The sequence below is a fragment of the Ectothiorhodosinus mongolicus genome, from assembly GCF_022406875.1.
Classification (GTDB): domain Bacteria; phylum Pseudomonadota; class Gammaproteobacteria; order Ectothiorhodospirales; family Ectothiorhodospiraceae; genus Ectothiorhodospira; species Ectothiorhodospira mongolica.
Window position 1 is genome coordinate 1,621,221 of sequence record NZ_CP023018.1, and the last position, 25,633, is coordinate 1,646,853.

The 25,633-nt window shown below is 55.0% G+C and carries 20 protein-coding genes, 1 tRNA gene and 1 other RNA gene; 8 read left to right on the plus strand and 14 right to left on the minus strand.

The annotated features are described in order from the left end of the window. Window positions 1-102 precede the first annotated feature (102 nt). Window positions 103-1,905 carry an ABCB family ABC transporter ATP-binding protein/permease gene (locus CKX93_RS07910; protein WP_076756161.1) on the plus strand — a complete coding sequence of 601 codons (1,803 nt, stop codon included), beginning with the start codon at window positions 103-105 and terminating at the stop codon, window positions 1,903-1,905. Here CKX93_RS07910 and queF read toward each other — a convergent pair. Then, window positions 1,832-2,236: a preQ(1) synthase gene (gene queF, locus CKX93_RS07915; RefSeq protein ID WP_076756162.1), complete on the minus strand. Its 405-nt coding sequence runs from the start codon at window positions 2,234-2,236 to the stop codon at window positions 1,832-1,834. The genes CKX93_RS07910 and queF overlap by 74 nt on opposite strands. Before the next feature lie 101 nt (window positions 2,237-2,337). Here queF and smc point away from each other — a divergent pair, with 101 nt between their 5' ends. The 3 genes from smc to ligA are packed head-to-tail and all read left to right on the plus strand — an operon-like array spanning window position 2,338 to window position 8,849. Continuing rightward, window positions 2,338-5,847 (plus strand): chromosome segregation protein SMC, encoded by a 3,510-nt coding sequence (gene smc / locus CKX93_RS07920; RefSeq protein ID WP_076756163.1) that lies wholly within the window; start codon window positions 2,338-2,340, stop codon window positions 5,845-5,847. 18 nt (window positions 5,848-5,865) lie between these two features. Then, window positions 5,866-6,816 carry a cell division protein ZipA gene (gene zipA, locus CKX93_RS07925; protein WP_076756164.1) on the plus strand — a complete coding sequence of 317 codons (951 nt, stop codon included), beginning with the start codon at window positions 5,866-5,868 and terminating at the stop codon, window positions 6,814-6,816. Further along, entirely contained in the window at window positions 6,813-8,849 is a 2,037-nt protein-coding gene (gene ligA / locus CKX93_RS07930; protein WP_420828604.1) for an NAD-dependent DNA ligase LigA, read from the plus strand. The genes zipA and ligA overlap by 4 nt, the downstream gene beginning before the upstream one ends. A gap of 3 nt (window positions 8,850-8,852) precedes the next feature. Here ligA and CKX93_RS07935 read toward each other — a convergent pair whose 3' ends face one another. Next, complete coding sequence (locus CKX93_RS07935; RefSeq protein ID WP_076756165.1) at window positions 8,853-9,038, minus strand: PA3496 family putative envelope integrity protein; 186 nt, start codon at window positions 9,036-9,038, stop codon at window positions 8,853-8,855. 115 nt (window positions 9,039-9,153) lie between these two features. Continuing rightward, complete coding sequence (locus CKX93_RS07940) at window positions 9,154-11,115, minus strand: DEAD/DEAH box helicase (protein WP_084178728.1); 1,962 nt, start codon at window positions 11,113-11,115, stop codon at window positions 9,154-9,156. 105 nt (window positions 11,116-11,220) lie between these two features. On the opposite strand from CKX93_RS07940, the gene CKX93_RS07945 reads away from it, so the two are divergent. Beyond that, the gene (locus CKX93_RS07945; protein ID WP_076756166.1) at window positions 11,221-12,222 is read left to right on the plus strand and encodes a phosphotransferase enzyme family protein; all 1,002 of its coding nucleotides are present in this window, start codon (window positions 11,221-11,223) and stop codon (window positions 12,220-12,222) included. Between the two features lie 28 nt (window positions 12,223-12,250). Here CKX93_RS07945 and CKX93_RS07950 read toward each other — a convergent pair whose 3' ends face one another. Then, window positions 12,251-12,727 (minus strand): hypothetical protein, encoded by a 477-nt coding sequence (locus tag CKX93_RS07950; RefSeq protein ID WP_076756167.1) that lies wholly within the window; start codon window positions 12,725-12,727, stop codon window positions 12,251-12,253. A gap of 204 nt (window positions 12,728-12,931) precedes the next feature. Here CKX93_RS07950 and CKX93_RS07955 point away from each other — a divergent pair, with 204 nt between their 5' ends. Continuing rightward, window positions 12,932-13,195, plus strand: coding sequence for a hypothetical protein (locus CKX93_RS07955; protein WP_084178716.1), 264 nt, complete (start codon window positions 12,932-12,934; stop codon window positions 13,193-13,195). A 52-nt stretch (window positions 13,196-13,247) separates the two neighbouring features. Here CKX93_RS07955 and CKX93_RS07960 read toward each other — a convergent pair. From CKX93_RS07960 to ssrA, 10 genes are all read right to left on the minus strand, one after another. Further along, window positions 13,248-13,324: transfer RNA gene (locus tag CKX93_RS07960), tRNA-Arg, on the minus strand. A 144-nt stretch (window positions 13,325-13,468) separates the two neighbouring features. Beyond that, a complete protein-coding gene (proX, locus tag CKX93_RS07965; protein ID WP_084178717.1) occupies window positions 13,469-14,509 on the minus strand; it encodes a glycine betaine/L-proline ABC transporter substrate-binding protein ProX in 1,041 nt (346 codons plus the stop codon). A 37-nt stretch (window positions 14,510-14,546) separates the two neighbouring features. Continuing rightward, window positions 14,547-15,446 (minus strand): ABC transporter permease, encoded by a 900-nt coding sequence (locus CKX93_RS07970; RefSeq protein ID WP_084178718.1) that lies wholly within the window; start codon window positions 15,444-15,446, stop codon window positions 14,547-14,549. After that, window positions 15,443-16,687 carry a quaternary amine ABC transporter ATP-binding protein gene (locus CKX93_RS07975; RefSeq protein ID WP_200799838.1) on the minus strand — a complete coding sequence of 415 codons (1,245 nt, stop codon included), beginning with the start codon at window positions 16,685-16,687 and terminating at the stop codon, window positions 15,443-15,445. The genes CKX93_RS07970 and CKX93_RS07975 overlap by 4 nt, the downstream gene beginning before the upstream one ends. 141 nt (window positions 16,688-16,828) lie before the next feature. Further along, complete coding sequence (locus CKX93_RS07980; protein WP_200799839.1) at window positions 16,829-17,485, minus strand: LysE family translocator; 657 nt, start codon at window positions 17,483-17,485, stop codon at window positions 16,829-16,831. 354 nt (window positions 17,486-17,839) lie between these two features. After that, window positions 17,840-21,079 carry an AAA family ATPase gene (locus CKX93_RS07985; protein ID WP_076756171.1) on the minus strand — a complete coding sequence of 1,080 codons (3,240 nt, stop codon included), beginning with the start codon at window positions 21,077-21,079 and terminating at the stop codon, window positions 17,840-17,842. A 6-nt stretch (window positions 21,080-21,085) separates the two neighbouring features. Beyond that, entirely contained in the window at window positions 21,086-22,375 is a 1,290-nt protein-coding gene (locus CKX93_RS07990; RefSeq protein WP_234982851.1) for an exonuclease SbcCD subunit D C-terminal domain-containing protein, read from the minus strand. Window position 22,376: 1 nt separating this feature from the next. Next, on the minus strand, window positions 22,377-23,171 hold the full coding sequence (locus CKX93_RS07995) for a hypothetical protein (RefSeq protein ID WP_076756172.1): 795 nt from the start codon (window positions 23,169-23,171) through the stop codon (window positions 22,377-22,379). A 50-nt stretch (window positions 23,172-23,221) separates the two neighbouring features. Further along, window positions 23,222-23,647 (minus strand): LAGLIDADG family homing endonuclease, encoded by a 426-nt coding sequence (locus tag CKX93_RS08000; RefSeq protein WP_234982852.1) that lies wholly within the window; start codon window positions 23,645-23,647, stop codon window positions 23,222-23,224. Window positions 23,648-23,990: 343 nt separating this feature from the next. Then, window positions 23,991-24,320: a transfer-messenger RNA gene (ssrA, locus tag CKX93_RS08005) on the minus strand. 114 nt (window positions 24,321-24,434) lie between these two features. Here ssrA and CKX93_RS08010 point away from each other — a divergent pair. Both CKX93_RS08010 and CKX93_RS08015 read left to right on the plus strand, forming a co-directional pair. Then, entirely contained in the window at window positions 24,435-24,851 is a 417-nt protein-coding gene (locus tag CKX93_RS08010; RefSeq protein ID WP_076756173.1) for a hypothetical protein, read from the plus strand. Next, window positions 24,838-25,599, plus strand: coding sequence for a nucleotidyl transferase AbiEii/AbiGii toxin family protein (locus CKX93_RS08015; protein ID WP_076756174.1), 762 nt, complete (start codon window positions 24,838-24,840; stop codon window positions 25,597-25,599). The genes CKX93_RS08010 and CKX93_RS08015 overlap by 14 nt, the downstream gene beginning before the upstream one ends. Window positions 25,600-25,633 lie beyond the last annotated feature (34 nt).

Sequence of the window (25,633 nt, forward strand, 5' to 3'; positions counted from 1 at the left end):
CCGCTTTGATGACATTAACGCGTCATCTTTCCGATTCAAGTCAAAATAAACCTAGGCAGCCCTCATATTGTTAACACAAAACTTTAAAATGATGGGGTCTTAATGCGCTATCGTTCCGATTATGCCTACTCTGATCAGGCTGTGAATTGGCGCATTTTGCTCAGCCTCGTGCCCTATCTGATGGAGTTTCGTGGCCGGGTTTTGCTGGCATTGGGGTTTTTGGTGCTGGCCAAACTGGCCAATGTCTTGGTGCCGGTGGCACTGAAATATATTGTGGATCATTTTGAGACGGGGACGCAGGCGCTGGCCATTGCTGTGCCACTGCTGCTCCTGCTGGGCTATGGGGCTTTGCGTTTTGCCACGGTGTTTTTCTCGGAGATGCGCGACGCCGTATTTGCACGGGTAGCAGAGCGGGCAATGCGGCGTGTCTCATTGCGGGTGTTTCGTCACCTCCATGAGATGGATTTGGGGTTTCATTTGTCGCGGCGCACGGGCGGTTTGGCGCGTGATATCGAGCGCGGGACCTCCGGTATCAGTTTTTTGCTGCGCTTCATGGTGTTTAACATTCTGCCCACGCTTCTTGAGATCGCTTTGGTGGCGGTCATCCTCATGGTGGTGTTGAGCCCCTCGTTTGCTGTGGTGATGGTCGCTGCTGTCGCCATTTATGTGGTGTTTTCCGTGTGGGTGACTGAGTGGCGTAACCGTTTCGTCCGGGCGGCGAATCGGTTCGATAATCGGTCTAATACGCGCGCGGTGGATAGCCTGCTGAACTACGAAACCGTCAAATACTTTGGCAATGAACGCTTTGAGGCCGAACGCTATGACCAGGACTTGGCGTCCTGGGAACAAGCGCGCATGCAAAATAAACTCTCATTGGCGGCGCTCAATTCGGGTCAGGCTTTGATTATCGCTGCAGCCATTACCGCCATGATGATTCTGGCGGCCGCGCGGGTTAGTGCCGGACAAATGACCATCGGCGATTTGGTGATGGTGAATGCCTACATGATTCAGCTATTCATTCCGCTAAATTTTTTGGGCTTTGTTTATCGCGAGATCCGCGAATCGCTGATCAATATCGAACGCCTGTTCCATCTCATGGATCAGCCCGCTAAAGTGGTCGATGCAGACCATGCCAAGCCGTTAAACCCTGGGCCGGGCGAGATTCGCTTCGAGAATATCGCCTTTGCCTACAACCCTGATCGACCCATCATCGAGGAGGTCAGTTTGACGGTGGCCGCGGGTAAGAAGCTGGCTTTAGTGGGGCCCAGTGGTGCAGGTAAATCGACCATCGCGCGTCTGTTGTTTCGCTTTTATGATGTGGATGCCGGGCAAATTTGGGTGCATGGCCAGGACATTCGCGAGGTAACTCAAGAGAGCCTGCGAGCGGCCATTGGCGTCGTGCCACAGGACACCGTGCTGTTTAACGATAGTATTTTTTACAATATCGCCTATGGACGTCCTAGCGCTTCGCGCGCTGAGGTTGAGCGCGCTGCACATCTGGCCCATTTGGATGATTTTATCGCACGTCTGCCGCAGGGCTATGAGACGGTGGTGGGGGAGCGTGGCCTGAAGCTCTCAGGCGGCGAAAAACAGCGCATCGCGATTGCTCGCGTGTTGCTCAAGGATCCACCAATATTGATTCTGGATGAGGCCACTTCATCGCTGGATACTCAAGCTGAGCAGGCCATTATGTCCGCCTTGCAGGAGGTGGCAGCCTCACGCACCACTCTGGCTATTGCTCATCGGCTGTCAACAGTGCAGGACGCTGATGAGATCGTGGTGATGGATCATGGCCGCGTCCATGAACGCGGCACTCATGATCAGTTACTGGCTAAACGCGGACTTTACTTTCAGTTATGGCAGGGTCAGCGGGCTGCCAATCAGGCTGACGGTGTTCCACAGTGACTATGGTATAAATGCCGCCACGCACGTTCCAATCTGCGGTGAGTCGCATGAATCTGGGATTTGTTGCGGCGACCAGATCATCCAAAATGCGATTGGTCATGGCTTCATGAAAGCCGCCTTCCTCACGGAATGACCAGATATAAAGTTTCAGGGATTTGAGTTCGACGCACAGCTGATCCGGGACATATTCCAAATGTAGCTCGGCAAAGTCAGGCTGGCCCGTTTTGGGGCACAAGCAGGTGAATTCGGGCAAGCGCATGCGGATGATATAATCGCGCTCAGCATTCGGGTTGGGGAAGGTTTCGAGTTGACGGGAAGGCTCAGTCGACATGCGGTTTCAGTTCTCGTTGGGTTGGGGGATATGGATTTAACACAGCGCAGTGTAACGCTTTTTGCGAGTTTTGCAGTGCCTAACGAATATGGCATGGCTGCATGCGCCTGAGCCGTATCAAGCTGGCTGGGTTCAAGTCCTTCGTGGATCCGACCACGTTGGATTTGCCCAGTAATTTGGTGGGCATTGTCGGCCCCAATGGCTGTGGCAAGTCCAACACCATCGATGCGGTACGCTGGGTGATGGGAGAGTCTTCGGCCAAGCATTTGCGTGGCGATTCCATGGAAGATGTCATCTTCAGTGGCTCTTCATCGCGTAAGCCCGTGGGCCAAGCATCCATTGAACTGGTGTTTGACAACAGCAGCGGCAAGCTCGGCGGCGCCTACGCGCAATACGCCGAGATTGCGGTTAAGCGACGTGTCAGCCGCGATGGACAATCTCAGTATTTTCTCAATGGTGCCCGCTGTCGCCGCCGCGACATCACCGATATCTTTCTAGGTACCGGCCTTGGCCCACGCAGTTATGCCATTATTGAACAGGGCATGATCTCGCGGCTGATTGAGGCGCGTCCGGAAGACCTGCGCATTTATTTGGAAGAGGCCGCGGGTATCTCCAAGTATCGAGAGCGTCGGCGCGAGACAGAAAATCGCATTCGCCATGCGCGTGAAAATTTAGAGCGCTTGGAAGACGTGCGGGAAGAAGTGGCCAAACAGCTGCGGCACTTGGAAAAACAGGCCGAGGTTGCCGATAAGTATAAAAAGCTGCGCGAAGAGGAGCGTCAGGCCAAGGGTGAGTTACTGGTTTTGAGGCTTAAAGCTTTGCAAGAAGAGGCCGCGCGGCGCGAGGCAGAAGTCAATGAACAAACCTTGGCGCTAGAGCAGGCGATCGCCGAGCAGCGCCATGTCGAGGCGGGCTTGGAAAGCCAACGGCAAAGCCTGAGTCAGGCCAATGAGACGCTGAACATGGTGCAAGGTCATTACTACAAGCTTGGCGCCGATATCTCCGCGACCGAACAATCGATTCGCATGCAAACGGAATTGTCAGCGCGGCGCACTCAAGAGCGTGAGGAAGCCCGTGCCAGCCTCAGCAGTATCGATGCGCATTTACAAGAGGATCAACAGCGACTGGAATCTTTAAGCCAAGAGCTGGCCAAGCTGCAACCGGAACAAGAGCAGCATTTCCAGCGACTAGAGGCAGTTAAAGCAGCCTTGCAATCAGCCGAAGAGGCCATGGCAGCGTGGCAGCAGCGCTGGGATGTATTTACCCAACAGGCGGCTGAACCTGCGCAAACCGCCCAGGTACAAGGCGCGCGCATGGAATACCTAGAGCGCCAACTACAAAGCCTGAAACAGCGCAATGAACGCCTCAGTCAAGAAGCGCAGACCTTGGGTCAGGGCGATTTGGAACCGGCGATTTATGAGCGTCAGCAGGCCTTAAAGGCAGCCCAAGCAGAGCACCAAAAAGCCGAGTCAAAGCTGCAGGCAGCCGGCGAGTTAGTGGCCCAACGACGTGATGAGCAACAGCAAAAAACCCAAGCCCTGGAAGAACAGCGTCGTGAGCTGCAGGTCAGTCAGGGACGCTTGTCTTCTTTAGAGGCGCTGCAGCAGGCGGCTTTGGGCAAAGAAACTGGAGCCTTGGGATCCTGGTTACAAGCCAAACAGCTGGATGGCGCTGCGCGTTTGGGCGAGACCTTGGATGTTGAGTCGGGTTGGGAGTCTGCGGTGGAAACTGTACTCGGCCCATATTTGGAAGCCTTATGTGTTGATCAGCTTGGCGATGCCTTAAGCGCAGATCCTGATGCCTTACCCGAGGCCAATGTTACGTTATTGCTGGCCGGCCAGTCCAAAGACTCAGCTTCGTCACCCGCCCACTCCTTAGCGGCTAAGGTGCGCAGCCCGCATCGCCTCAGCCACCTGCTGGCGGGTATTCGCTGTGTCGATAGTTTGGCTGAAGCCATGGGCTGGCAGGGGCGCCTGGGTGCAGGCGAGTCAGTGATCACGCCGCAGGGGATTTGGCTCGGTCAGCATTGGGTGCGTATCACCCGGCAAAAAGACAGCCGCAGTGGCACTTTGGCGCGCGAAAAAGAGATCCGCAGCCTGAAAACTCATATCCAACAGCTACAAGCCAAAGTGGAGCAGGGGCAAGATGAGCTTGATCAAAACCGCGCCCAGCAACAACAGGCGGAGCAAGATGTTGAGGCGCAGCAGAATGCGGTAAACACCCACTATCGGCAGGTCAGCGAACTCAGTTCGGAACTGCAAAGCCTGAAAGCGCGCTCTGAACAACTGCGCAGCCGCCGCAGCCAAATCGAGGCCGAGCAGGCCGAGCTGGCGGAGCAGCGTGCTCAGGAAACCCAAGCCTTAAAATCCGCCACCAGTGAGCGTAATACGGCTTTGACCTTGATGGAACAGTTCAGTCTTGAGCGCAGCCAACTGGAGAGCGAGCGCGAACAATTGCGCACTGAGCTTAATCAGCAGCGTCAAGTAATGCAGGCTCAGCGCGATCGTCAGCATGAGGTGGCTTTGCGCATCCAGTCCTTACAAACCGGGATGCAGGGCACTGAGGCTGGGATCGGTCGTATGCAAGCGCAGCGCGAGCAGCTACAAGGGCAATTAGAGCGTCTTGAAGCGGCGATTCTCGAGGCAGGTGAGCCCTTGCAAGACCTCCAGGCGCAGTTGCAGGAGCAAGTAGCAGCGCGCGCTGGTATGGAAGATGAGTTGTTGGCCGCGCGTCAGGGGGTAGAAACCCTGGAGGGGCAACTCCGTGAGGCTGACCAAAAACGACTGCAGTTAGAGCAGCAAGCCTCGACAATCCGCTCCCGAGCCGATGAAAAACGCATGGCTTGGCAGGAAGTGAATGTGCGTCATCAGACGGGCCGCGAGCAATTGCTGGAGATGGCGCTGGATTATGACACTTTGCTGGAAGGGCTTGAGGCGTCCGCTTCGGCCGATGAGTGGCAAGCGCGGGTAGACGGGTTAGCCCAGCGCATTCAGCGCTTAGGCCCCATCAATCTGGCCGCCATCGATGAGTTTAAAGAGCACAGTGAGCGTAAAGCCTATTTGGATGCGCAACATGATGATCTCATCTCGGCATTAGAGACTTTGGAGCAGGCGATTGCGCGCATTGATCGGGAAACCCGCAGTCGTTTTCAGGAGACCTTCGATTTGGTTAACACCCAGCTGGGTGAAAAATTCCCACGCCTATTTGGCGGCGGCCACGCGCACTTGGAAATGACCGGGGACGATTTATTGACCACGGGCGTGGCGGTGATGGCGCGGCCCCCCGGCAAGCGTTTGACAACCATTCACTTGATGTCCGGCGGTGAGAAAGCTTTAACTGCCGTGGCTATGGTGTTTGCGATATTTGAACTCAATCCTGCGCCATTTTGTATGCTGGATGAGGTCGATGCACCGTTGGATGAAGCCAATGTGGGGCGCTTTTGTGCTCTGGTTAAAGATATGTCGCAAAGTGTGCAATTCATCTATATCACTCACAATAAGACCACCATGGAAATGGCCGATCAGCTCATTGGTGTCACCATGCGTGAACCGGGTGTGTCGCGGCTGGTGACAGTCGATGTGGATGAAGCGGCCAAGATGGCGACGGCCTGAGTCTGGGAGATCGATTAAATGGATATGTTGCGCTGGATATTGTTGATACTGGGTGTGGCAATCTTGGTGGGTATCTATCTTTCGGGACGGATGCAAAAACGCCGTTTGCCGCGCCAGCGCCTGGATGATTTGCCGGAAGATGAGTTGCTTGAGCAAATCCATATTCGGGCTGACAGCCGCTCCCCTTCGGTGGTGAAGACAGAGCCTGTGGAGCCTGCTCAGGTCACTCCCTTGGGTTATCAACAGGACGCTGCAGCACCACCTTCAGATCCGCTGGAGTCATTCGTGAAACCACAGGAGCCGCCTCGGGATTATGTGGGCGCCGATGAGTTTGAGGCGTTTGAGCCAGAGCCGGACTCAGCATCGGCAAAAAAATCCAGCTGGCTGCAAAAACCGGAATTGCCAAAAAAGCCTGAATGGCTCAAGAAGCCGGATTGGTCGCAAAAGCCCGAATGGTTGCGCAAGCCTAAGTGGCTTGACTTGGGTGGGTCGGATGCTCAAAAGGCCGAGCGTGCCTCTGAAGCTGAGAAACCTACAGAAGAAAAGATTCTCATTCTGCATGTCGTTGCTCCCCAGGAAAAACCTTTTTTGGGCGTGCAAATCCAAACAGCGTTTCAAGAAGTCGGGCTGGAGCATGGGGCTATGTCGATATACCACCGTATGCACACACCCAATCATCAGCCCGAAATCTTATTCAGCGTGGCCAATATGATTCAGCCGGGCACCTTTGACCCGGAGCAGATGAACGAGTTTAAGACCCCGGGAGTCTCCTTTTTTCTGCGCCTTCCCGGGCCCGATGAGCCGGTTCAGGCTTTTGAGCGCATGCTCGATTGTGCCGAGCGTCTGGCGCAAAGACTGGGCGGCCAAGTTTTGGATGCCTCGCGCAGTGCCATGACCCGTCAGGGTCGCGAACATGCGTGTGAAGAAATTCGCCGCTGGCGTTTGCGCGCCAACCTGCAGCGTCGATGAATCTATCGCAGGATGACATGGAGCTGGCCCTGGAGCGCGTACAAACCCTGCGCCAGCAGCTTGAGCACCACGATTATCGCTACTACGTCTTGGATGATCCGGAAATACCGGATGCGTCTTATGATGCTTTGATGCAGGAGCTTAGAGCTCTTGAGGCGGAGCATCCTGAGTGGGTGACTCTCGATTCACCAACGCAGCGGGTCAGTGGTACACCGCTGCAGGCTTTCTCCAGTGTGACCCACAAAAAGCCCATGCTGTCTTTGGATAATGCTTTTGAAGAAGCGGATCTTGTGGCCTTTGATCGCCGTGTGCGCGAGCGCTTAGATCATCCCGATGAATTGGAATATGCGGTGGAGCCCAAGCTCGATGGGCTGGCCGTGAGTCTTATTTATGAAGAGGGCGTACTGGTTCAGGCCGCGACCCGAGGTGATGGGGCTACCGGTGAGGATATCACTGCCAATATTCGCACGGTGCGCAGCATCCCCTTGAAGCTTAGTGGGCATGGCCATCCCAAGCTCATGGAGGTTCGCGGCGAGGTGTATATGGAAAAGGCGCGGTTTGAAGCCCTGAATGATCGCGCCCGCGCCGAGGGTAGCAAGGTGTTTGTGAATCCGCGTAATGCGGCGGCGGGGAGTTTGCGCCAGCTTGATCCGCAGGTTACGGCAAGTCGGCCTTTGGCGTTTTTTGCTTATGGTGTCGGGGATGTGCAGCCGCCTCTGGCGCAGCCCACCCACAGTGCCGTGTTAGATCAATTGGCCGCTTGGGGTATGCGTGTTTGCGCTCAGCGTGATGTGGTGACCGGCAGCGCCGGGCTTTTGGATTATTACGGGCGTGTCCAGCGTCAGCGCGATGCGCTGGCCTATGAGATTGATGGCGTGGTCTACAAGGTCAATAGTCTGCGTTTGCAATCTGAGCTAGGTTTCGTCTCGCGCGCGCCGCGCTGGGCGATTGCGCATAAATACCCAGCGCAGGAACAACTCACGGTGCTGCGCGATGTGGAGTTTCAGGTCGGGCGCACGGGCGCGATTACGCCGGTGGCAAGGTTAGAGCCCGTGTTCGTGGGCGGGGTGACGGTGAGTAATGCCACCTTGCACAATATGGATGAGGTGCTGCGCAAGGATGTGCGCATCGGTGACACGGTGATTGTGCGCCGCGCCGGTGATGTGATTCCGGAGGTGGCGGCAGTGGTATTGGCGCAGCGCCCCGCCGGCGCCCGCGAGATCGTGTTGCCCAGTGCGTGCCCGATTTGCGGGTCAGATATTACGCGTGCCGAGGGTGAGGCGGTGGCGCGCTGCTCTGGGGGGCTTTATTGCGCAGCGCAGCGCCGTGAGGCCATTAAGCATTTTGCGTCAAGGCGCGCCATGGATATTGAAGGCTTAGGCGATAAGCTGGTCGAACAGCTGGTGGATGCGGGCCTGGTCGATCATGTCGATGACTTATATCGACTTGAGGTTTCCTCATTGGCAGCACTAGATCGTATGGGCGAGAAGTCCGCGCAAAACCTCATACAGGCCTTAGATAAGAGTCGCCAAACCACTCTGGCTCGATTTATTTTCGCCCTTGGGATCCGCGAAGTGGGTGAGGCAACCGCGCGGAATTTGGCGGCCCATTTCGGATCGTTGGATGCCCTGTTAGCGGCTAGTGAAGAGGATCTTCTCGCGGTAGCGGATGTGGGCCCTATTGTCGCTGGTCACATCGCAGCGTTTTTCCAGCAGCCGCATAATCGAGAAGTCATCGATGCATTGCGTGAGCGTGGTGTTATTTGGGAGGAGCGGGATGCTGCTACGCTCAGCTCAGAAGCCCAAGTGCTGAGCGGCAAAACCTATGTATTGACCGGAAGTTTAAGCAGCATGACTCGTGATGAGGCTGGCGAGCGATTAAGGGCTCTAGGCGCCAAAGTCTCAGGCAGCGTATCGAAACAAACGACCGCGGTCATTGCTGGAGAGGCAGCGGGGTCGAAGCTACAAAAAGCAGAGTCTTTGGGCGTGCCGATTTTGGACGAAGCCGCTTTGCTGAGCTTATTGGGCGACTAGGCGCTACCAATCTAGTTCGGCGTCGCTATCGTTTTCGTCAAAGACATCTTGGATTTGTCGCTTTAAAGCGCGTTTTTCTAAATAACGCTCCAGCGAGCGCCGCGCTGTGACGGCATTGGGTTTGTTGGAATCCTTCCAATCAAAGCCTTCATCTTCTTCATCTTGAAGCAGGTCTCGGACACTGGCCATGACTGCAATTCTCCACGCGACGGGTTTATAAGGCGCCTTATAAACCCTGTAGGGAAAACTGCAACCAGAATTTTTTTATCGCAGGAGTTAAGTCTTTTTAATAACCTGACAAAAATCAGGATGATCGCTTTGTTCCCAGCTTGGGTCTCGCTTTGAAACCGCTTTTCGGGCCGCCGCCGGGCTTGAATCCACCGCTGCCCTTGGGGCCGCTACGGGCTTTGAAACCACTTCCGGGTTTGCCGCCACCATCAGATCTGAAACTGCTGCCACTCTTGGGTCCGCCGCCGCCAGGCTTGAACCCACCGCTGCCTTTTGGGCCGCCGCGCGCTTTGAAACCACCTTCGGTTTTGAAACTGCCGCGCATAGGCTTATTGCGACCCGATGAGCTGCCACCGCCTGTGATGGGCTCCATGCCGAGTTTTTGTCCACAGACCCAGACTTTCTTTAGGTGATTCACTAAAGCTGAATCCAGACCCTCGGGGAGATCCACCGTAGAGTGGTCGTCGCGGATCTGGATACGGCCGATATGCTGGCTGTCGATACCGATTTCGTTGGCAATGGCGCCCACTAGGTTAGCGGGTTTGAGACCATGCGCGCGGCCGACATCGACGCGGAATGTGCGCATGCCGGCTTCAGCTTGGTGAGAGTCATCTCGGGCGCCTCGCTTGCTACGGCCGGGTCCTGCGGCGCGCTCGCGTGGTTCACGCCGCCCGGCTTTGGGTAGGGGCTCACGCGCGGGTTCGGGAGCATTTTCGTCCATCAATAAAGGCTTATCGCCTTGCGCCATAAAGGCGAGTGCCGCAGCGACTTTGAGCGGGTCGGCATCATGTTCATGCACATACTCCGCAACGATGTCCTGAAAGAACTCTAAGGATTCACTGCCCAGCACATCGGCGATCTGTTGGCGAAAGCGCTGAATGCGTCGCTCATTTACATCGCGTGCGGTGGGCATGTGCATGGGCTCGATGGGTTGGCGAGTGGCGCGTTCAATCGCTTGCAGCATGCGCTGTTCGCGCGGTGCCACGAAGAGAATGGCTTCGCCCTGGCGGCCGGCACGACCGGTGCGGCCGATGCGATGCACATAGGACTCGGTGTCGTGGGGAATGTCGTAGTTGACCACATGGCTGATGCGTTCGACATCGAGACCGCGCGCCACCACATCGGTGGCCACAACGATGTCTAATTGGCCGCGCTTGAGGCGATCAACGGTGCGTTCGCGCAGGTTCTGCGGAATGTCGCCATTAAGTGGTTCGCAGGCATGGCCGCGAGCGGCGAGTTTTTCTGCCAGTTCCACGGTTTCGGTCTTGGTGCGCACGAAGACCAACATCGCATCGAAAGTTTCATGTTCCAACAGGCGTGTGAGTGCGTCGAGCTTGTGTAGCCCGCTGACTCGCCAGTAGCGCTGGCGAATCGTTGATGCCGTGGTGGTCTTGGCTTGAATGCGCACCTCATGCGGCGATTTCAGATGCTTGCGCGCGACTTTACGAATGACATCGGGCATGGTGGCTGAGAAAAGGGCCAGCTGACAGGTTTGCGGGACCTGCTGCAAAACCCACTCGACATCATCGATGAAGCCCATGCGCAGCATTTCGTCGGCCTCGTCCAGCACCAACGCCGTCAGACCTTCGAGCTTAAGCGTGCCGCGGCGCATGTGATCCATAACTCGCCCCGGTGTGCCCACAATGACCTGTACCCCGCGTTTTAACTGGCGCAATTGGATGCCATAGGCCTGGCCACCATAAATTGGCAGGATGTGAAAATCCGGCAAGAACCGCGCATAGGTTTCAAAAGCCTCGGCTACCTGAATAGCCAGCTCTCGCGTGGGTGCCAGCACTAAGATCTGTGGCGCTTGATACTGAGTGTTTAGGCGGGCCAGCAAGGGTAGGGCGAAAGCGGCCGTCTTCCCCGTCCCGGTTTGCGCCTGACCTAAGAGGTCTCGACCCTCCATCAGTGCCGGGATGCATTGGGCTTGAATGGGGGTGGGCTGTTCGTAACCGGTTTGATCCAGTGCTTGAAGCAGGGACGACGGCAAGCCCAGCGCAGCAAAAGCGGCCGGGGAGGAAGTAGGGGAGTTCAAGGTAGGGGTCCTGTCTTCGGGCAAATACAAATGTGCCACGAGTATAGCATGAAGCGGCTCTAGCATCATGTATGATGCTTTTGAGATGAGTCAGGTGAAACGCGGATGACCGGTTTGTACCAAGACGCTTTTTTGCGCGAGCTGCAAGAAGGTGTCACAACCATTATGGGTGGTTGGGGGATTCCGGCTGATGCGCAAATCCAGCTGCTGGAGATTTCCGAGAACGCCACTTTTTTGGCAAGCGCGCCCGGTGATGGTCAACGTTGGGTTTTGCGTGTCTATCGGCCAGGCTATCGAAGTATTCCTGAAATACGATCTGAACTTCATTGGATTCAGTTGCTGCGCGCAGAAGAGATTATTCGCACGCCGGCAGTGTTGCCATCGATGGATGGCGGCTATGATCACCTGAGTTTCCTCTCAAGCAGCGCCGGTCCGCTAGCTGTGGCCTGTTTTGAATATGTCTACGGCCGCGCGCCCACGCTTGAGGATGATCAGGTGGCTTTATTGCGCCAGATTGGTGGGATTAGCGCACGCCTTCAGGAGCATGTGCGGCGCTGGCAGCCACCACCCGGGTTTACGCGCAAACTCTGGGATTTCCAAACCATGTTGGGTAGGCAAGCCTATTGGGGTGATTGGCGCTGCGCCCTGGGCTTGGATGCACGGGGCAAGCGGCTTTTAGAGGAAGCGGTTCTCTGGATTTTTGATCGTATTCAGCGCTATGGGCAATCGTCAGATCGCTTCGGATTGATTCATGGAGATTTACGTGCCGCTAATTTATTGATGGATGCTGAGGGGCTGCAAGTCATTGATTTTGACGACAGTGGTTTGTCTTGGTTTGGGATGGATTTTGCCGGTGCCATCAGCTTCATTGAAACCGAAGTGGATATTCCGCTTTTGCAAGAGGCATTTCTTGATGGTTATCGACAAATCCGTCAACTACAGCGCGAAGATGTATACATGCTACCTGTGTTTGTTTTGGCACGACGTTTGCAGCTCACCGCATGGGTTGCCTCGCATCACGAGACCCCAACAGCAAAGGCCCTGGGTGAACAGTTCACTCAGGGCACCATTTATCTTGCTGATTCTTTGATGGCTCACCGTAGCTAAACCAGCGTCGCCGATTATCATTGAAAACCTATTGTACGGAGCGATAAATTCCGCGACCGACTTGTTCTATTTTTCCTTGACGCTTCAAATAGCCAAGGGTTTGATGCACGTTGGAGAATACCAGGCCCATAGCCTCTGCCTCAGCCTTTACAGCGCGGGCAGTGGTCTCTCCCACTGTGTTTATAATCTTCAAAATTGTATCCGTCTGCTGGCCTTTCGGGCTGCGACCGTTACTGCCGCTGTTACCGCTATTACCGCGTTTGCGCGGCGCCCGCCCGGTGAGGTCGGCAATGCGACTATCCAGACTGGCCAATTCAGCGTTTTGAGCCTGTTGAAGTTGTCTCAAAGCCTTTCGGTGGCTGTTTAGCAGGCTGCGCCGCTCGGCACGCAGAGCTTTAATTTCTCGCTGACGATCTGTACGCGTGCGCTCCCACTCTTCCTGTTCGCGACGTTTGGCCATTTCATAAAGTTCTTTTGCACTCAGCGTTTCTATTGGTTTATCCATAACAACGTCCTTTTTTCTTAAAAATTTTTAATGACTATACGATAGTCAAACTTTCCAGTTCAAGGGCCCACCATAATAATTCCCCTTTAAAAAACAAAAGACTAGGTTTGATATTCTTAAATAAACTGTACTTTCGGGGCGCTAAGATGCGTCGCGGGTTGTGACGCGCTATGATGTGAAGCTGTCGAAATGAGAGGACGAGTGATGAAAAGTCGTTTCATGGCATGGCCAGCGAGACTTTTTGCTCTTGTGGTGGCCTCAGTTAATCTCGCAGCGGCAGGGCCGCTCAGCGGTTTCTACGATTTTTTAGATACACAGCCGACGCCTGAGGCCTTTGAAGAGGCGTATCCACATATTTGGCTTATTCTGCCGGGCGATTTTCAAACCCGTGAGTTCTGCACGAATTCTTATCGCTTCTTCGCTGAACTGGATGATGCCGGGCGCATTGTCGGCGGAGATCTTGAATAGCTCCCGTAAAAAAAGGCCTAGCGCTTGTGATTCGCTAAGCCTTTGATTTTATTGGCGCGCCCGGAAGGATTCGAACCTCCGACCGCCTGGTTCGTAGCCAGGTACTCTATCCAGCTGAGCTACGGGCGCGTGAATAAGACGCGAATTATGGGCAAGCCAAGCGCTCGCGTCAATCCACTTATGTCCCCAAACGGGGTACGACCCCAAACGGGGTACGACCCCAAAATGGGGTCGTACCCCGTTTGGGGTCGTACCCCACGGGTTAGGCATCGCTTACTGAGCAGCACCTCGCGCGGCTGCCAGCCAAGCATCAACCTGATCGCGGTTGTCTGCGATCCACTCCTGCACCAAGGGTCGTACCTGCCGATCGGTGAGATCCTCATCAGCCATGCGCTGATCGACCGCACTAATCCACAGAAGCGGCAAAGACACCTGGCGGAACAGCTCGGCCGCAGCCGGGTTATCACTGAGGAAATCGTTATTGGCAACGACTTGGATATCAGCAGCGACAAAACCCATCTCGATGGGATCAGTCACCGCGCCAGTGACGCCCTCAGAGCGTTCGGCCTCTTCTTCAACAATGCCCGGGGCGTTAACCCACATGACATCCTCTCCCGGCGTTAGAGACAACAACCAGGCACTCGGGCCCCAAGTGTAGTAAAGCGTGGGCTCACCCGAATCGATGCGCGCCATCACTTCCGCAAAATTAGCGGAATAGCCGGCATCGACATGGTTGATGACATCATGTAGCTCGAACTTATCCAGCATGGCATTGATGCCTTCATGACAGCCCCAGCCGGGTGGGCACCCAAAAAGATCAGCCTTGCCATCACCTGTCGCATCAAAGGCGGCGCGCACTTCATCACGGCGGAAATCATCGATGCCGGTGATGCTGTACTGCTCTACGGAAGCCACATCCACTAAATAGCCTTGAACGCCACAAGAGGGGCAATGGGGATCAAAGATCGTCGCCACATCACCAAAGTTGTCTGGAAGCTGCGGGTTGTGAATAGGGAACCAGCCATTGGGCCAGTAATGCGCGTCACCCTCGGAAATCGCCAGGTAGGCGACGGGGTTGGACAGTGCCACCGGATTGCCGACGTTATAGCCCAGTTCCTCTAACAGCTCGACGAAAACCCAACTTACCGGAACCGCTCCTGTCCAGGTGGCAACGGCTGGTTGGACATTAACACCGGCACCGGGCTCATCATGATGCCCTGCCGCCAATGCGGACTGCCCAAGGCCTCCGGCTAAGGCTAGAGATCCAGCCAGCGCTAGGCTTAAACGGGTTTTTTTCATCGCAGATACAGACATCAGATAGCAACCTCCTTAAATCGGTTTGCAGTGGGGATTAATCGGATTTGTACTTCACACCCGGAGCCTTATCCCCGAGGCCCTGGGTGATACGGTCAAGCACCATAGCCAACAAAACAATGCCGATGCCGCCGACAAATGCTTGGCCAATATTGAGGCGTTCCAGACCCGCATAGACTTCTAAGCCCAGCCCGCCAGCGCCGATGATCGCAGCGATCACTACCATTGATAGCGAAAGCATGATGGTCTGATTGAGTCCGGCCATGATGGTTGGCAAAGCCAGCGGAAACTGAACTTTCCACAGTGTTTGACTGCGGGTCGAGCCAAACGCAGAGGCTGCCTCAATAAATTCGGGATTGACGTTGCGAATGCCTAGGTAGGTCAGGCGGATAATGGGGGGCATCGCGAAGATGATGGTGGCGATCAGGCCAGGCACATTGCCGATGCTAAACAGCATCACAGCAGGAACGAGATAGACAAAAGGCGGGGTGGTTTGCATGATATCTAATATCGGTCGCATCACGGTATAAAAGCGCTCGCTGCGCGAGCCTATGATGCCAAGCGGTAGACCAATCACGATGCAAAAGAATACCGCTGTCACCACCAATGAGAGGGTGATGATCATCTCATCCCAGACCCCCAAAAAGCCGATAAACGCCAGCGACCCAGCGGCGAATACCCCAACGCGCCAGGAAGATGACCACCAACCCAAAGCCAATGTCAGCAGCAAAAAAATGCCCGGCGGAATCACCGAAAGCATCCATTGCACGCTGTTCATCACGTTTTGTACTGGCGGGCTGATCCAAGTGCGCGAAAAACCGCGGAATGTCGAAACAATCCAGCTCACTGCATCGGTAATCCATTGCCTTATTGGCAGGTCGATGAAGGCGAAAGGGTCATTAATCAGGGCGCGCAGGAACTCTAAGAACTCAGTCATGCCGCACCCGCTCGCTTCAGGTCCTCGTCGCGATAGCCACGTTTTTCGAGGATGCCGTTGATCCACTGAGCATCACTGATCACGCCATGGATGCGGTCTTCATCGCCGGTCACCACGACCGGTCGAGTGGAGTGCAGTCGTGCACGCAGAAGATCCCGCAGCACCGTATCCGCCGAGCAGGTGAGTAAGACCTGATGACGTTGTTCTGGCGGCGGCGGGCTCTCGGTGATGACCTCATTGAGCGGTCGGATGCGCAGCGCTTGCTCGCCCTGTTCGACACGGGTTAGACGATTGTTGGCATCGCGACGATAGCGCAAATCCGGTTGCCCCGGCACGCTAAACCAGCCAGCGTCGGAACCGTCTAGTTTCATGATGGCATCGCTGTTGAGCGGCAGAGCAATGGTTCCGGCGGTGATGACCTTGGTTGGATCTGCATGCTCAACAAACTTAGCCACGTACTCTGTTAGTGGGTTCACCAGAATCTCTTCCGGGCTGCCAATTTGCACAATGCGGCCCTCTTCCATAATGGCAATGTGATCGCCAATGCGCATGGCTTCGTCCAAATCATGGGTGATAAATAAAATCGTGCGGTTGAGCTCACGCTGAATCCGCCGCAGTTCCTCTTGCATATCGACTTTAATCAGCGGATCGAGCGCTGAGAACGGCTCATCCATTAACAACACACCGGCCTCGGTCGCCAAGGCGCGAGCCAGACCGACACGTTGTTGCATACCGCCCGAGAGTTCTGAGGGGTGGCTGTCGCCCCATGGGCCCAAGCCGACCATCTCTAAGACTTTCTGCGCGGACTGTTGCCGCTGATTGCGTTCACACCCTTGTATCTCTAGCCCATAGGCTGCGTTGTCCAATACCGTGCGGTGGGGGAGCAGGGCGAAGTGCTGGAAAACCATGCTGAGGTGGCGGCGGCGCGCATCGCGCAGTCCTGTCTCATCCAGCGCGGTGATGTCAATCTCGCCCTGGTCGGGGTCTTTCAAAATAATGCGACCGGCGGTTGGATCAATCAGCCGGTTAATGCAGCGAATCAAGGTCGACTTGCCGCATCCTGACAAACCCATGATGGCAAACACTTCGCCGGGCTCGATATCAAAGCTGGCGTTGTTGACGCCGACAGTCTGCCCCGTGAGATCTCGAATCTCGTTCTTGGATTTGTTTTGTTGCAGAAGGGGCAGAGCAGATTCGGGCTCAGGTCCAAAGACCTTGGTGACGTTTTCTGCTCGTATCAAAACCAATCAATCCCATTTGCCTGACCAATCGTCAGTCTATGTGCCTGTTCAGAATTACTCTGTTTTTACCATAACATGCATTTTTTACTTGGAGTCAACACCTGCAGTGGTGTATCACCGATAAATTCGCTCGGGTATACACTAGCCAATAATATTGAGAAATAACCGCAGGCCAAGCCCCAGAAACACCGCGGCGGCGAGATAGTGTAGGAAGCTTTTTAGTCCTGAATTTTGAGCCAACAGCTGCCCCAAATACCCCGAAAAATAGCCAAGTGCGCCAAAGATCATTGCCCCCTGAAGCATAAATGCCAAGCCCAGCAGCGCCATTTGCCAGGGGATATGGCCTTGCTCAGCAACCACGAACTGAGGCAGGAAAGCTAAAAAGAAAATCATCACCTTGGGATTAATGGCGTTAGCGACCACGCCTTTGACGAATAGAGCGAGGGCGCTGTCAGGCATGACTGATAGAAAGCCTTCAGCATGGTCTCGTGCATGCCGTAGCGATTGCATGCCCAGCCAAATGAGATAAGCAGCACCTATAAGGGTCAGCAGCGCAAAACTTTTGGGTGAGGCGGCAACTAAAGCGCTCACGCCCAGCGTCGCCAACAGAGTATGGATTAAGCAACCCGAAACACAGCCCAGACCAAAAGCGACTCCGGCGCGCCTTCCTTGAGACATGCCAAGGCTCAGTACCATGAGATTGTCGGGCCCTGGAGCCAGCGTCAAGACGATGGCAGCGATGAGGAAAGGCAGGAGTTGATCAACGCCGAGCATGGCCAAAGCATAACCAGTTTTCATTCTATGCAGCAGGCTGGTATTCCAAACAGCACTCTTTAGAGGGTCTGGTTATAACCAAATTTTCGCTATTTTCATTCACAATGCGCCAAGGTTGTGCACATGCCCTCACTCAACACTCTGAAATAGGCCAATTTACCGAAAAAATCGATTTCTCGGTCTGATGAATGCTTTATAAGTTAATGAAAAATATGAACAAAGTGGATATTGGTCAATATTTCACCAACATGACACGGATCAAGACCTGACAAGGCTTTGCGCCCATTTCTCGGCGACTTTCCACAAGCTTATCCACAGGTTCTGTGGAAAACTCAAGCAAAGGGGTACGACCCCAATGGGGTCGTACCCCGGTTGAGGTTAGTGGCAGCCGGGGCCGGAGAGGCGGCTGCGCCCACCGGTCAGAGGAGTTACTTGGATTCGCGTGCTGATGCGCTCTTTGAGCATCGCCACGTGAGAGATCACGCCGATCAGCTTGCCGTCCTGCTGAAGATTGGCCAGCGTCTCTAGCGCCACGTCCAGTGCATCCTCATCCAGAGTGCCAAAACCCTCATCAAGAAACAGCGAATCCACGCGCACTCGGCTGCTTGCCATCTGCGATAACCCCAAGGCCAAGGCCAGACTCACAATGAAGCTCTCCCCGCCGGACAGGTTCTTGGTGGAGCGAATCTCGCCTGCTTGGTAGTTGTCTACTACGTTCAGCTCCAGTGGAGCTTGCTCGCTACGGGTAAGAAGGTATCGGTCGGTCATCTTCATCAGCTGGCGGTTGGCATGCCCAATCATCACTTCGAAAGTGAGCCCTTGGGCAAAATTGCGGTATTTCTTGCCATCGGCAGAGCCAATCAGTTCATGCAGCGTATGCCAACGCAGGTATTCTTTTTGTTGAGCCTCAATCTGCGCCTGTTTATCAGCGCGCTGTGATTTGGCGTTGGTGTTATTTTCCCATTGCACTCTGAGCCGCGCCAGTGTCTCGCGCACCTCCAACAGGCCCCGTTCCAAGCGCTGATATTCCGGTTCCAGCTCGCTGAGGCTTTGAGCCGTTTTTGGTTTCGCCATTTGCTCCTCAAGACGGCTCTGACGTTCTGCGCGTCGGGTATTGAGCTCGGTCTGACGCTGTTCCAAAGAACGGGCCTGGGCGACCAGCAAATCGCGCTGCTCTGGCGCAAGACGAGCGCGCAGAAAATCCACCTCCGATGCAAAAGCCTTCGACGCCAGAAGCTGAGAAAAACCGGTTTCCTGTTCCAATAACCGCGGTGCAAAAGTTTCGATGTCCCGATGGAATTCGGCCAGGCGGCTCTGCGACTGCTGCCATTGTTGCTGTTGTTCTCCATAAAGTTCTCGAGCCTTTTTCTCGGCACTCTCTGCTATCGAGACAGCTTGCTGTAATTGTTTTTCATAAGCCTCGGGCGATTGCTCACCGAACAAATCGCGGCGCTGAGTCCCGAGCGTATCCCGATCTTTTATCAAAGACTCGTATTCCATTTGCTTTTGCTTCAATGAGTCCTGTTGTGATTGCCATAAGGCATCCAAACGGGCGAGCTCGCGTTGGTGATTAACCCGTCCCTGAAGCAACTCATTCCTTTGTTGTTGCGCCTTTTGCCAGCCTCGGCAACGCCCCTGCAGTTCCTCAATCAAAGCAGTTGGATCGGCGCCGAGCTCAAGCGGCTTATCAAAAGGCGCCAATATGGCAGCGGCTCGATCATGCTGTGCACTCAAGTCTTTCTGTCGCTGCAGTAATTGCATGTCACACTGCTGCAGGTGTTGTTCTAGGACCGCCTGCTGCTGCGCTGCTGAGACCAACGCCGTTTCGGCTTTAGAGACTGCCTGCTGCGCCGCGCGCTCGGCCTCATCATGTTGGCGAAGCAAGCCCTGTTGATCCTCTACGGCGGTAATTACCCGCTCTAAGGATTGGATTTTCTCTTCAGTTTCATTGGCCACTGGCACTCCGACCTCAGCGAAAGGATGTTCCGTGGCACCGCAAAGCGGGCAGGGCTTACCTTGCTCCAATAAGCCACGTTGCGCCTCTAAATCTGCGATACGTGAGAGCAGCGCCATTTCCCGCAGTAGGCCCTCTTTTTCACGACGATAATCCGCCAAGGCCCGATCCCCCAACAACTGCTTTAAGTCGATCTGTGCCTGTTGATGGGCTTGTGCCGCCCTTTGCAGCGCCTGCTGAGCACTATCCCGCCGCTGCTGGGCCTCGTCATGGTGCTTTGTTGCTTGCTGCAAATCTTTCAGCAAACCCAGTTGGTGCTTCTCCGTATTCGCGCACTCGATTTGTTGTCGCTCCAGCGCCCGCAGTTGTTCCTCGATCCCGCTGAGTCCTCCAATCAGTGACTCATCGATTCGATGCTCGGAAAGGTATTGATCTGCCTTGGCTATATTCGCCTCGATACGGTCACATTGCTCCGCCTCCCGACTCTTAAGAGCCTGCAACTTAGCCAGTTGCTCGCGAGTGCTCTGACAGGCGATCTCAGCGCGCTGCACGCCGGTGTCTCGATCGCGCAGCTGAGTATCTAGGGCGCGCACCTGGGTCAGTAGCGGCCAGGCCTTGCGCAGGTTCTCCTGAGCGCCAGCCGTATGTGTCTCAGCGTTTGCCAAAGCTTGCGCCGCCGCCTGCCTATGCTTCTCTAAAGCTGGCATGGCTTGGTGCAATTCATTCAATTGCCGCTCTAATTTGGCTTGTTGTTCGCGACTGCTTAAAAGGCGTGCATAGTCCGCCTCAAGCGGCGCAGCGGCCAGGGCTTGCTCAAGCCGCTTTGCCTCGGGGGCAAAGGCTTGGCGATCGGTTTTTAGCTTCTGTGCATCTGTTTTGAGATCATCAAGATCCTTTCTCAGACGGGCCACGGTATTGAGCCAATCGATGCTTTCTTTAAGTGCCGTGCAATCTCCATTTAGCACGAACTCGGAGGCCTGATGCTCCTGAATAGCCGCGTCCAGTGCCGCCTCTTGTTCGGGATCAAGCAGGCCAATCGCCGCCATCTCGTGATGCAATGAATTGAGTATCGAGCTTTCAGAGCGGTGACGCTCATGCACGGCTTTTGAGATCTCGCTGTAGATTTCCGTGCCCGTGATTTGCTCCAAAATCGGCGCGCGCTCATCGGCATTGGCCTGTAAAAACCGCGCGAAATGACCCTGAGCCAACAGCATTGAGCGAGTGAAACGCTGAAAATCCATGCCGGTGACCGCCTCTAGTTTTTGCGTCACGGTGCTGAGCTTGTTCTCTAAAACCTGATCCGTATCGGCGTCCACGATCTCATGGCGCGGCGCCTGCAGTTCACCATCAGGCTTTTTGCGGGCCCGATGCTGTGCCCAATGGCAGCAATAGTGTCCGTGGGCGCTGACAAAACTGACCTCGGCGAAGCACTCCCCCGTCTGTCGCGACATGATCTCATTGCCACTGGCAGTGATGCGGCCGAGACGCGGCGTGCTGCCATAAAGCGCCAGACAAAGCGCATCCAGTAGCGTTGACTTACCCGCGCCCGTAGGCCCCGTAATGGCAAAAATGCCATCCGCGGTAAAAGCCGGATCATTGAAATCGATAGCCCACTCACCGACCAGCGAGTTCAGATTTTTAAAACGCAGTGAGAGGATGCGCATGGCCGCCTAAACCCGAGCACGGTCATCGTCGGCTTCAGCCACCGACTCAAGAATTTCTCGATAAGCCTGCAATAGCTCTGGCCGCTGCGCCTCGGGTACCTCGTGGGCCTCCAGACAGCGCACAAAAACCTGTGCCATGTCGAGCTCTTCAAGGGTCTCTTCGGTCACACTCGGTGATAGCACCTGCTGGATCAAGCGTTGATTGCGCACCCGCAGAACCTCCAGAGGTGAACCCTCGATCAAGGCATCGATGCGCTCGCGCAGGTCGGTAATGATCTCCTTACCGGTGTAGTTCACCTCAAGCCAGCACGAGCTGGGCTTTGCCAGCTGCGCACGAATGCCCTGTTCAATGGTCGCCCAGTCGCCACTCAACGTGGCCAGCGCTTGGAACAACGGCACTGAAATGGGCTCCACGCTCAGCTGCCGCCCTTCGCATCGCAGCTTGAGTACGATCTTCTCCTGTAGCGCCTCGCCAAACCCCATGGGTATCGGTGAGCCGCTGTAACGAACCCTGTCGCCTCCGCCCACCCGCTGCGGCACATGCAAATGCCCCAGAGCGACATAGTCAAGACACGGCGGAAAGACCTCGGCCGTGACATGCGCCAAAGAGCCCACATACAAATCCCGGACACCGTCATCGCTAGTGGTTTTGCCGCCGGCGGTGAACAAATGGCCCATGCCGACGATCGGCACATCGACACCCAGATCCGCGCGCTGTACTTCAGCACAGGAGGCCACCTCGGCATAGTGACCGGCGATGCCTTCAATCAGCTTGCGCCCTTTATCTTCGATGCTTTCCCCCGGCTGCGCCTCACGGATATCACGGTCGCGCAAATAGGGAACAGCGCAGACGATCAATTCAGGCTGTCCCTTGGCATCGCGCAGCACCCGCACCTCATCAGCCGGATCGGCGGTTTTGCTGCCAATCACATGCACATCAAAGGCCTGCAGCAGGTCCTGCGGGGCGTTGAGAAAGCTGGGTGAGTCGTGATTGCCGCCGATAATCACCACATGCCGACAAGCGGTGGTTTTTATCTGACCCAGAAAGCGGTAGTAGAGCTCCTGCACCCGGTTACTCGGTGTGCTGGTATCAAACACATCACCCGCCACCAACAGCACATGAATCTCCTGGCGGGCAATCGTCTCCACCAGCCAAGACAAAAATGCCGCGAACTCCTCATCCCGGCGACGTCCATACAAAGCGCGCCCCAAATGCCAGTCCGCGGTATGCAACACATTCAGGGGTACGACCCCCGCGCCCCCCATTGTGGGGTTGTACCCCATTTGTTCAGTCACCTCACACCACCCCCAAAATCCAGCCCTCTAGCTCAGCGATAGCCGCTTCCTGCGCATCCCGAAACTCGGGATTGAGCAATAAGGGCAGGCTACCCGCGGCATCTAACCGGCGCAACTCAGCCGCCACCGCGTATGCATCATGCTGATCAGGGGTCCGATCCTCACGCGGATATCGTCCGCTCCATGAGGACGGGTACACCTCCAACACCGCGGATCGGCCGCTGGGAATAGACCAGCCATCAAAGGGCCAGAAGTGAAGTTGCTGCCCCAGTTGTGCCCGCAAATAACGCAGCCAAGGCAAGCCGGCATGGGTGGATTTAGCGACCGAGCCGGGCACATCGAAATGAAATACCGACTTGGCGCCGACGCGCGTCTCGGTGATACGCCGCCAGCGAGCATTGCCAACCCGCGCCAAGCCATTGCCCACGACACCATCACGAATGAAATCCACGCAAGTCCATGGCTCATCAGTGGGCCAATGCCGACAAAAATCCTCTAAGAAAACCGGCCAGTTCAGCGGCAAGTGATGCGCTTCAAAATAGCGCAGCGGAAAGGAAAAACCGTGATCAATACCCACCAGCGTCGGCACATCCTCCGCCAAGCGCTCGGCCAGCCAAGCCGCTAACCCGCGCCGGGTCCAGTACTTGCGAGGGCTGGGAGGAGGCGGGATTTCCACGGGCATCGATTCACGATCGGCCACATACACGCGCAGCCCCTTAAGACTGCATTCCACCGATCGCGCGCCGGAATAATCGATACCGATATAACGCTTGAAAAGAGGAGGGTTAGTCACCATTGGGTGAGTTTAACCACTGGACAGATCGCTGCAATGACTTAACGGTTACTCTAGGAGCGAGCTCGTGTGTTCAAAACTGCTTCCTCAAATGCTTTTCGTCTTTCCATTATCGACGCGGAGTAGCGGCCATTTCGAGGTGTTAGGGCAAGATAATGGGCTAAAATCAAATCAGCCCTCAACCTCTTGTATGTTCTCAGAAAGGGTGAGACATGCTGCAGGAGATGAAACGCTTGCCGATTATAAATCGCATAAGTGTATCCAGGGGAATGTGCGGCACTATATGTGCGTTTGGTTGTGATTTTACCAGCAGCCAACGTCTCAAGAATATATTCCAGTAACGGACGCTCCGTGCTGCTGATCGAAACTGACAATTGGCGGTTTTCACCGCGGTGTTTCCGAACCAGCGTGATGGTGCCTTCACCGTCAATCACTCCCGCGATATAAGCGGCGTCTATTTTACTGAGCGTCATATTCATGATGGCAATCATAAAAAAACCCTGGCCTTGTGAGCCAGGGTTTCCGACGAATGGTGGAGGCGGCGGGACAGCTGGTTCCCCATCTTTCGATGAGGGCTGGACTATACCTTCATCCTGTCGCCAGGATGCGGGGCGTGTTATCCGCAGCGATGATTGGCTGCGAATCCTAGTGCCGGCTCTGTGTTTTCACACTCAGCCGGTCTATGAGTCTCTACAGGGCAGGCCTGAGGTTAGCCCTCTTCCTACCCCTCGGTGTTGCCGTGGCGGGTTACCCCCGCTTTAGGGTCCACCGATGTGAGCCCCGTTTTCACTTTACCCTTACGGGCAAAGGCGACCATTGTGTTAATCGAACCCGCGTCCGAGAATCCTACGCCATCGGTACTACATGCTTAGTTCGTCTTTTCAGTTAACGCCTTGGTCTCCGACGAACAGGATACCGCAGCGCGAGCCCGATCAGTTTTAGCGGTTAAGACCCGGGCAGGTCCGCTCCGCGAGCTTGTATTAATGACCTCTGAGTGAAACCTACAAGCAAATCCCGTCAGAGGCTAACCGTTTCTTAGGCGGCTAGAGCGTAGTTGTCGTCGTTGGCAACTATAACGTAACAGCATTTTTTGCGAGGTAAGCTGTATCCTCGGCATGCACCTCAGGTTTCGCAACCCCCGTCGAAGCCAGGTCGCCCCCAAGTACTAACTCAGACAGGATACGCCAAGATCAGTTCCCTGTCATTTGGAGTTGTATTATGGACCTGAATTGACACGAAAGCGTTTGCGGGGTGAAAATTGGGATCATGAAGACTCTAGGTGCTGCACTTGCCTCTCGGCGCGAACGCCAGACAAAGCACTGTAATCAGTGTGGCAACCTATTTTTGGGTTTGAAGATATCGCGCTACTGCTCTGAGGCCTGTCGGCAGCGTGCTAAATACCACCGCTCCAAACAGGTGATGCGTCAAACACCTTTGTCGCGCACGCTAGGATTGAGCCGTGCCTATGACTGGAGCAACAAGCAAATTCCCGAGGAGGTTTTTCTGTTGCGCGTGCTGCAAGGCGTTGAACTGATCGATATCGCCAAATGTGTCCGAGTATACGGTGCAGATTGCATGCAGATAATTCTTGATCGCATAGATGACCCACTGACCCGCAACATCGCTGGCCGCAAGTTGCGTAATGCCATCGAAGCAATAGAGCATATTGATGCTGCGGCTTGATGCTCTGCCCGAAGACACTCGGCGTGTATTTGGGTACTGTCGCACCCATAGTGCTCTAGAGTCATTAGGTTTAGCTCTTTTCGGTGGAACGGCCCTGTCGCTCTTGCTTGGGCATCGCCAGAGTGAAGACTTAGACTTTTTCAGCTTTGAATCCAGTCTACCGATTGATGGAATCAGTGCATTTCTCACATCCTGCCGCAAAGACAATATGGAGGTGCACAATATCCTCGATACTGTGCGAATTTCTCAGGCGCGCATTAATGGCATTCGATTAGAAGATTACATTCAGGAATATCAGATCGATGGAGTGCGGGTCAGTTTTGCGGCCATGACTCGAGGCGGCGACTCGCGCCGCACGTATTTTGCGAATGCGCCCATGCTTTCGGGAACTCAGTCGGTATTCCAAATCCCTACGTTACAGACTTTATTTGAATCCAAGGCGCTGACACTCCGAGACCGTGTCACATCCAGAGATTTGTTCGATCTCATGGTTCTGATACGGGATCATGGCTGCACCATCGAACAGCTTTTGGACGCAATTGTTCGCATTGATCATATTGAATTGAGTCAGGCATCAGCAGTTCTGGAAATTCTGCTAGGTCATGTCCCGGTCGATGCCGATGACCCTGGATTTTATTCCATTAGACTCAACACAAGCCTTGATGGCATTTATGCTTTTTTTAAAACGCAGATAGATGCCTACGAACAAGCTGTCGTGATTAGGGAGCTAGGTTCCAAGAGCGAATAAAGCTCCCCGGGTTTCGCACTGCAAGCCGCGGGCG

Bases quoted from the DNA above. Each gene is read 5' to 3' on its own strand.
- queF (WP_076756162.1), bottom strand. From the start codon at position 2,236: ATGTCGACTGAGCCTTCCCGTCAACTCGAAACCTTCCCCAACCCGAAT.
- CKX93_RS08015 (WP_076756174.1), top strand. From the start codon at position 24,838: ATGCTGCGGCTTGATGCTCTGCCCGAAGACACTCGGCGTGTATTTGGG.
- CKX93_RS07970 (WP_084178718.1), bottom strand. From the start codon at position 15,446: ATGACTGAGTTCTTAGAGTTCCTGCGCGCCCTGATTAATGACCCTTTC.
- CKX93_RS08010 (WP_076756173.1), top strand. From the start codon at position 24,435: ATGAAGACTCTAGGTGCTGCACTTGCCTCTCGGCGCGAACGCCAGACA.
- CKX93_RS07910 (WP_076756161.1), top strand. From the start codon at position 103: ATGCGCTATCGTTCCGATTATGCCTACTCTGATCAGGCTGTGAATTGG.
- CKX93_RS07995 (WP_076756172.1), bottom strand. From the start codon at position 23,171: ATGGTGACTAACCCTCCTCTTTTCAAGCGTTATATCGGTATCGATTAT.
- CKX93_RS07950 (WP_076756167.1), bottom strand. From the start codon at position 12,727: ATGGATAAACCAATAGAAACGCTGAGTGCAAAAGAACTTTATGAAATG.
- CKX93_RS07985 (WP_076756171.1), bottom strand. From the start codon at position 21,079: ATGCGCATCCTCTCACTGCGTTTTAAAAATCTGAACTCGCTGGTCGGT.
- ligA (WP_420828604.1), top strand. From the start codon at position 6,813: ATGAATCTATCGCAGGATGACATGGAGCTGGCCCTGGAGCGCGTACAA.
- smc (WP_076756163.1), top strand. From the start codon at position 2,338: ATGCGCCTGAGCCGTATCAAGCTGGCTGGGTTCAAGTCCTTCGTGGAT.
- CKX93_RS07945 (WP_076756166.1), top strand. From the start codon at position 11,221: ATGACCGGTTTGTACCAAGACGCTTTTTTGCGCGAGCTGCAAGAAGGT.
- CKX93_RS07955 (WP_084178716.1), top strand. From the start codon at position 12,932: ATGAAAAGTCGTTTCATGGCATGGCCAGCGAGACTTTTTGCTCTTGTG.
- CKX93_RS08000 (WP_234982852.1), bottom strand. From the start codon at position 23,647: ATGAATATGACGCTCAGTAAAATAGACGCCGCTTATATCGCGGGAGTG.
- proX (WP_084178717.1), bottom strand. From the start codon at position 14,509: ATGTCTGTATCTGCGATGAAAAAAACCCGTTTAAGCCTAGCGCTGGCT.
- CKX93_RS07980 (WP_200799839.1), bottom strand. From the start codon at position 17,485: ATGAAAACTGGTTATGCTTTGGCCATGCTCGGCGTTGATCAACTCCTG.
- zipA (WP_076756164.1), top strand. From the start codon at position 5,866: ATGGATATGTTGCGCTGGATATTGTTGATACTGGGTGTGGCAATCTTG.
- CKX93_RS07935 (WP_076756165.1), bottom strand. From the start codon at position 9,038: ATGGCCAGTGTCCGAGACCTGCTTCAAGATGAAGAAGATGAAGGCTTT.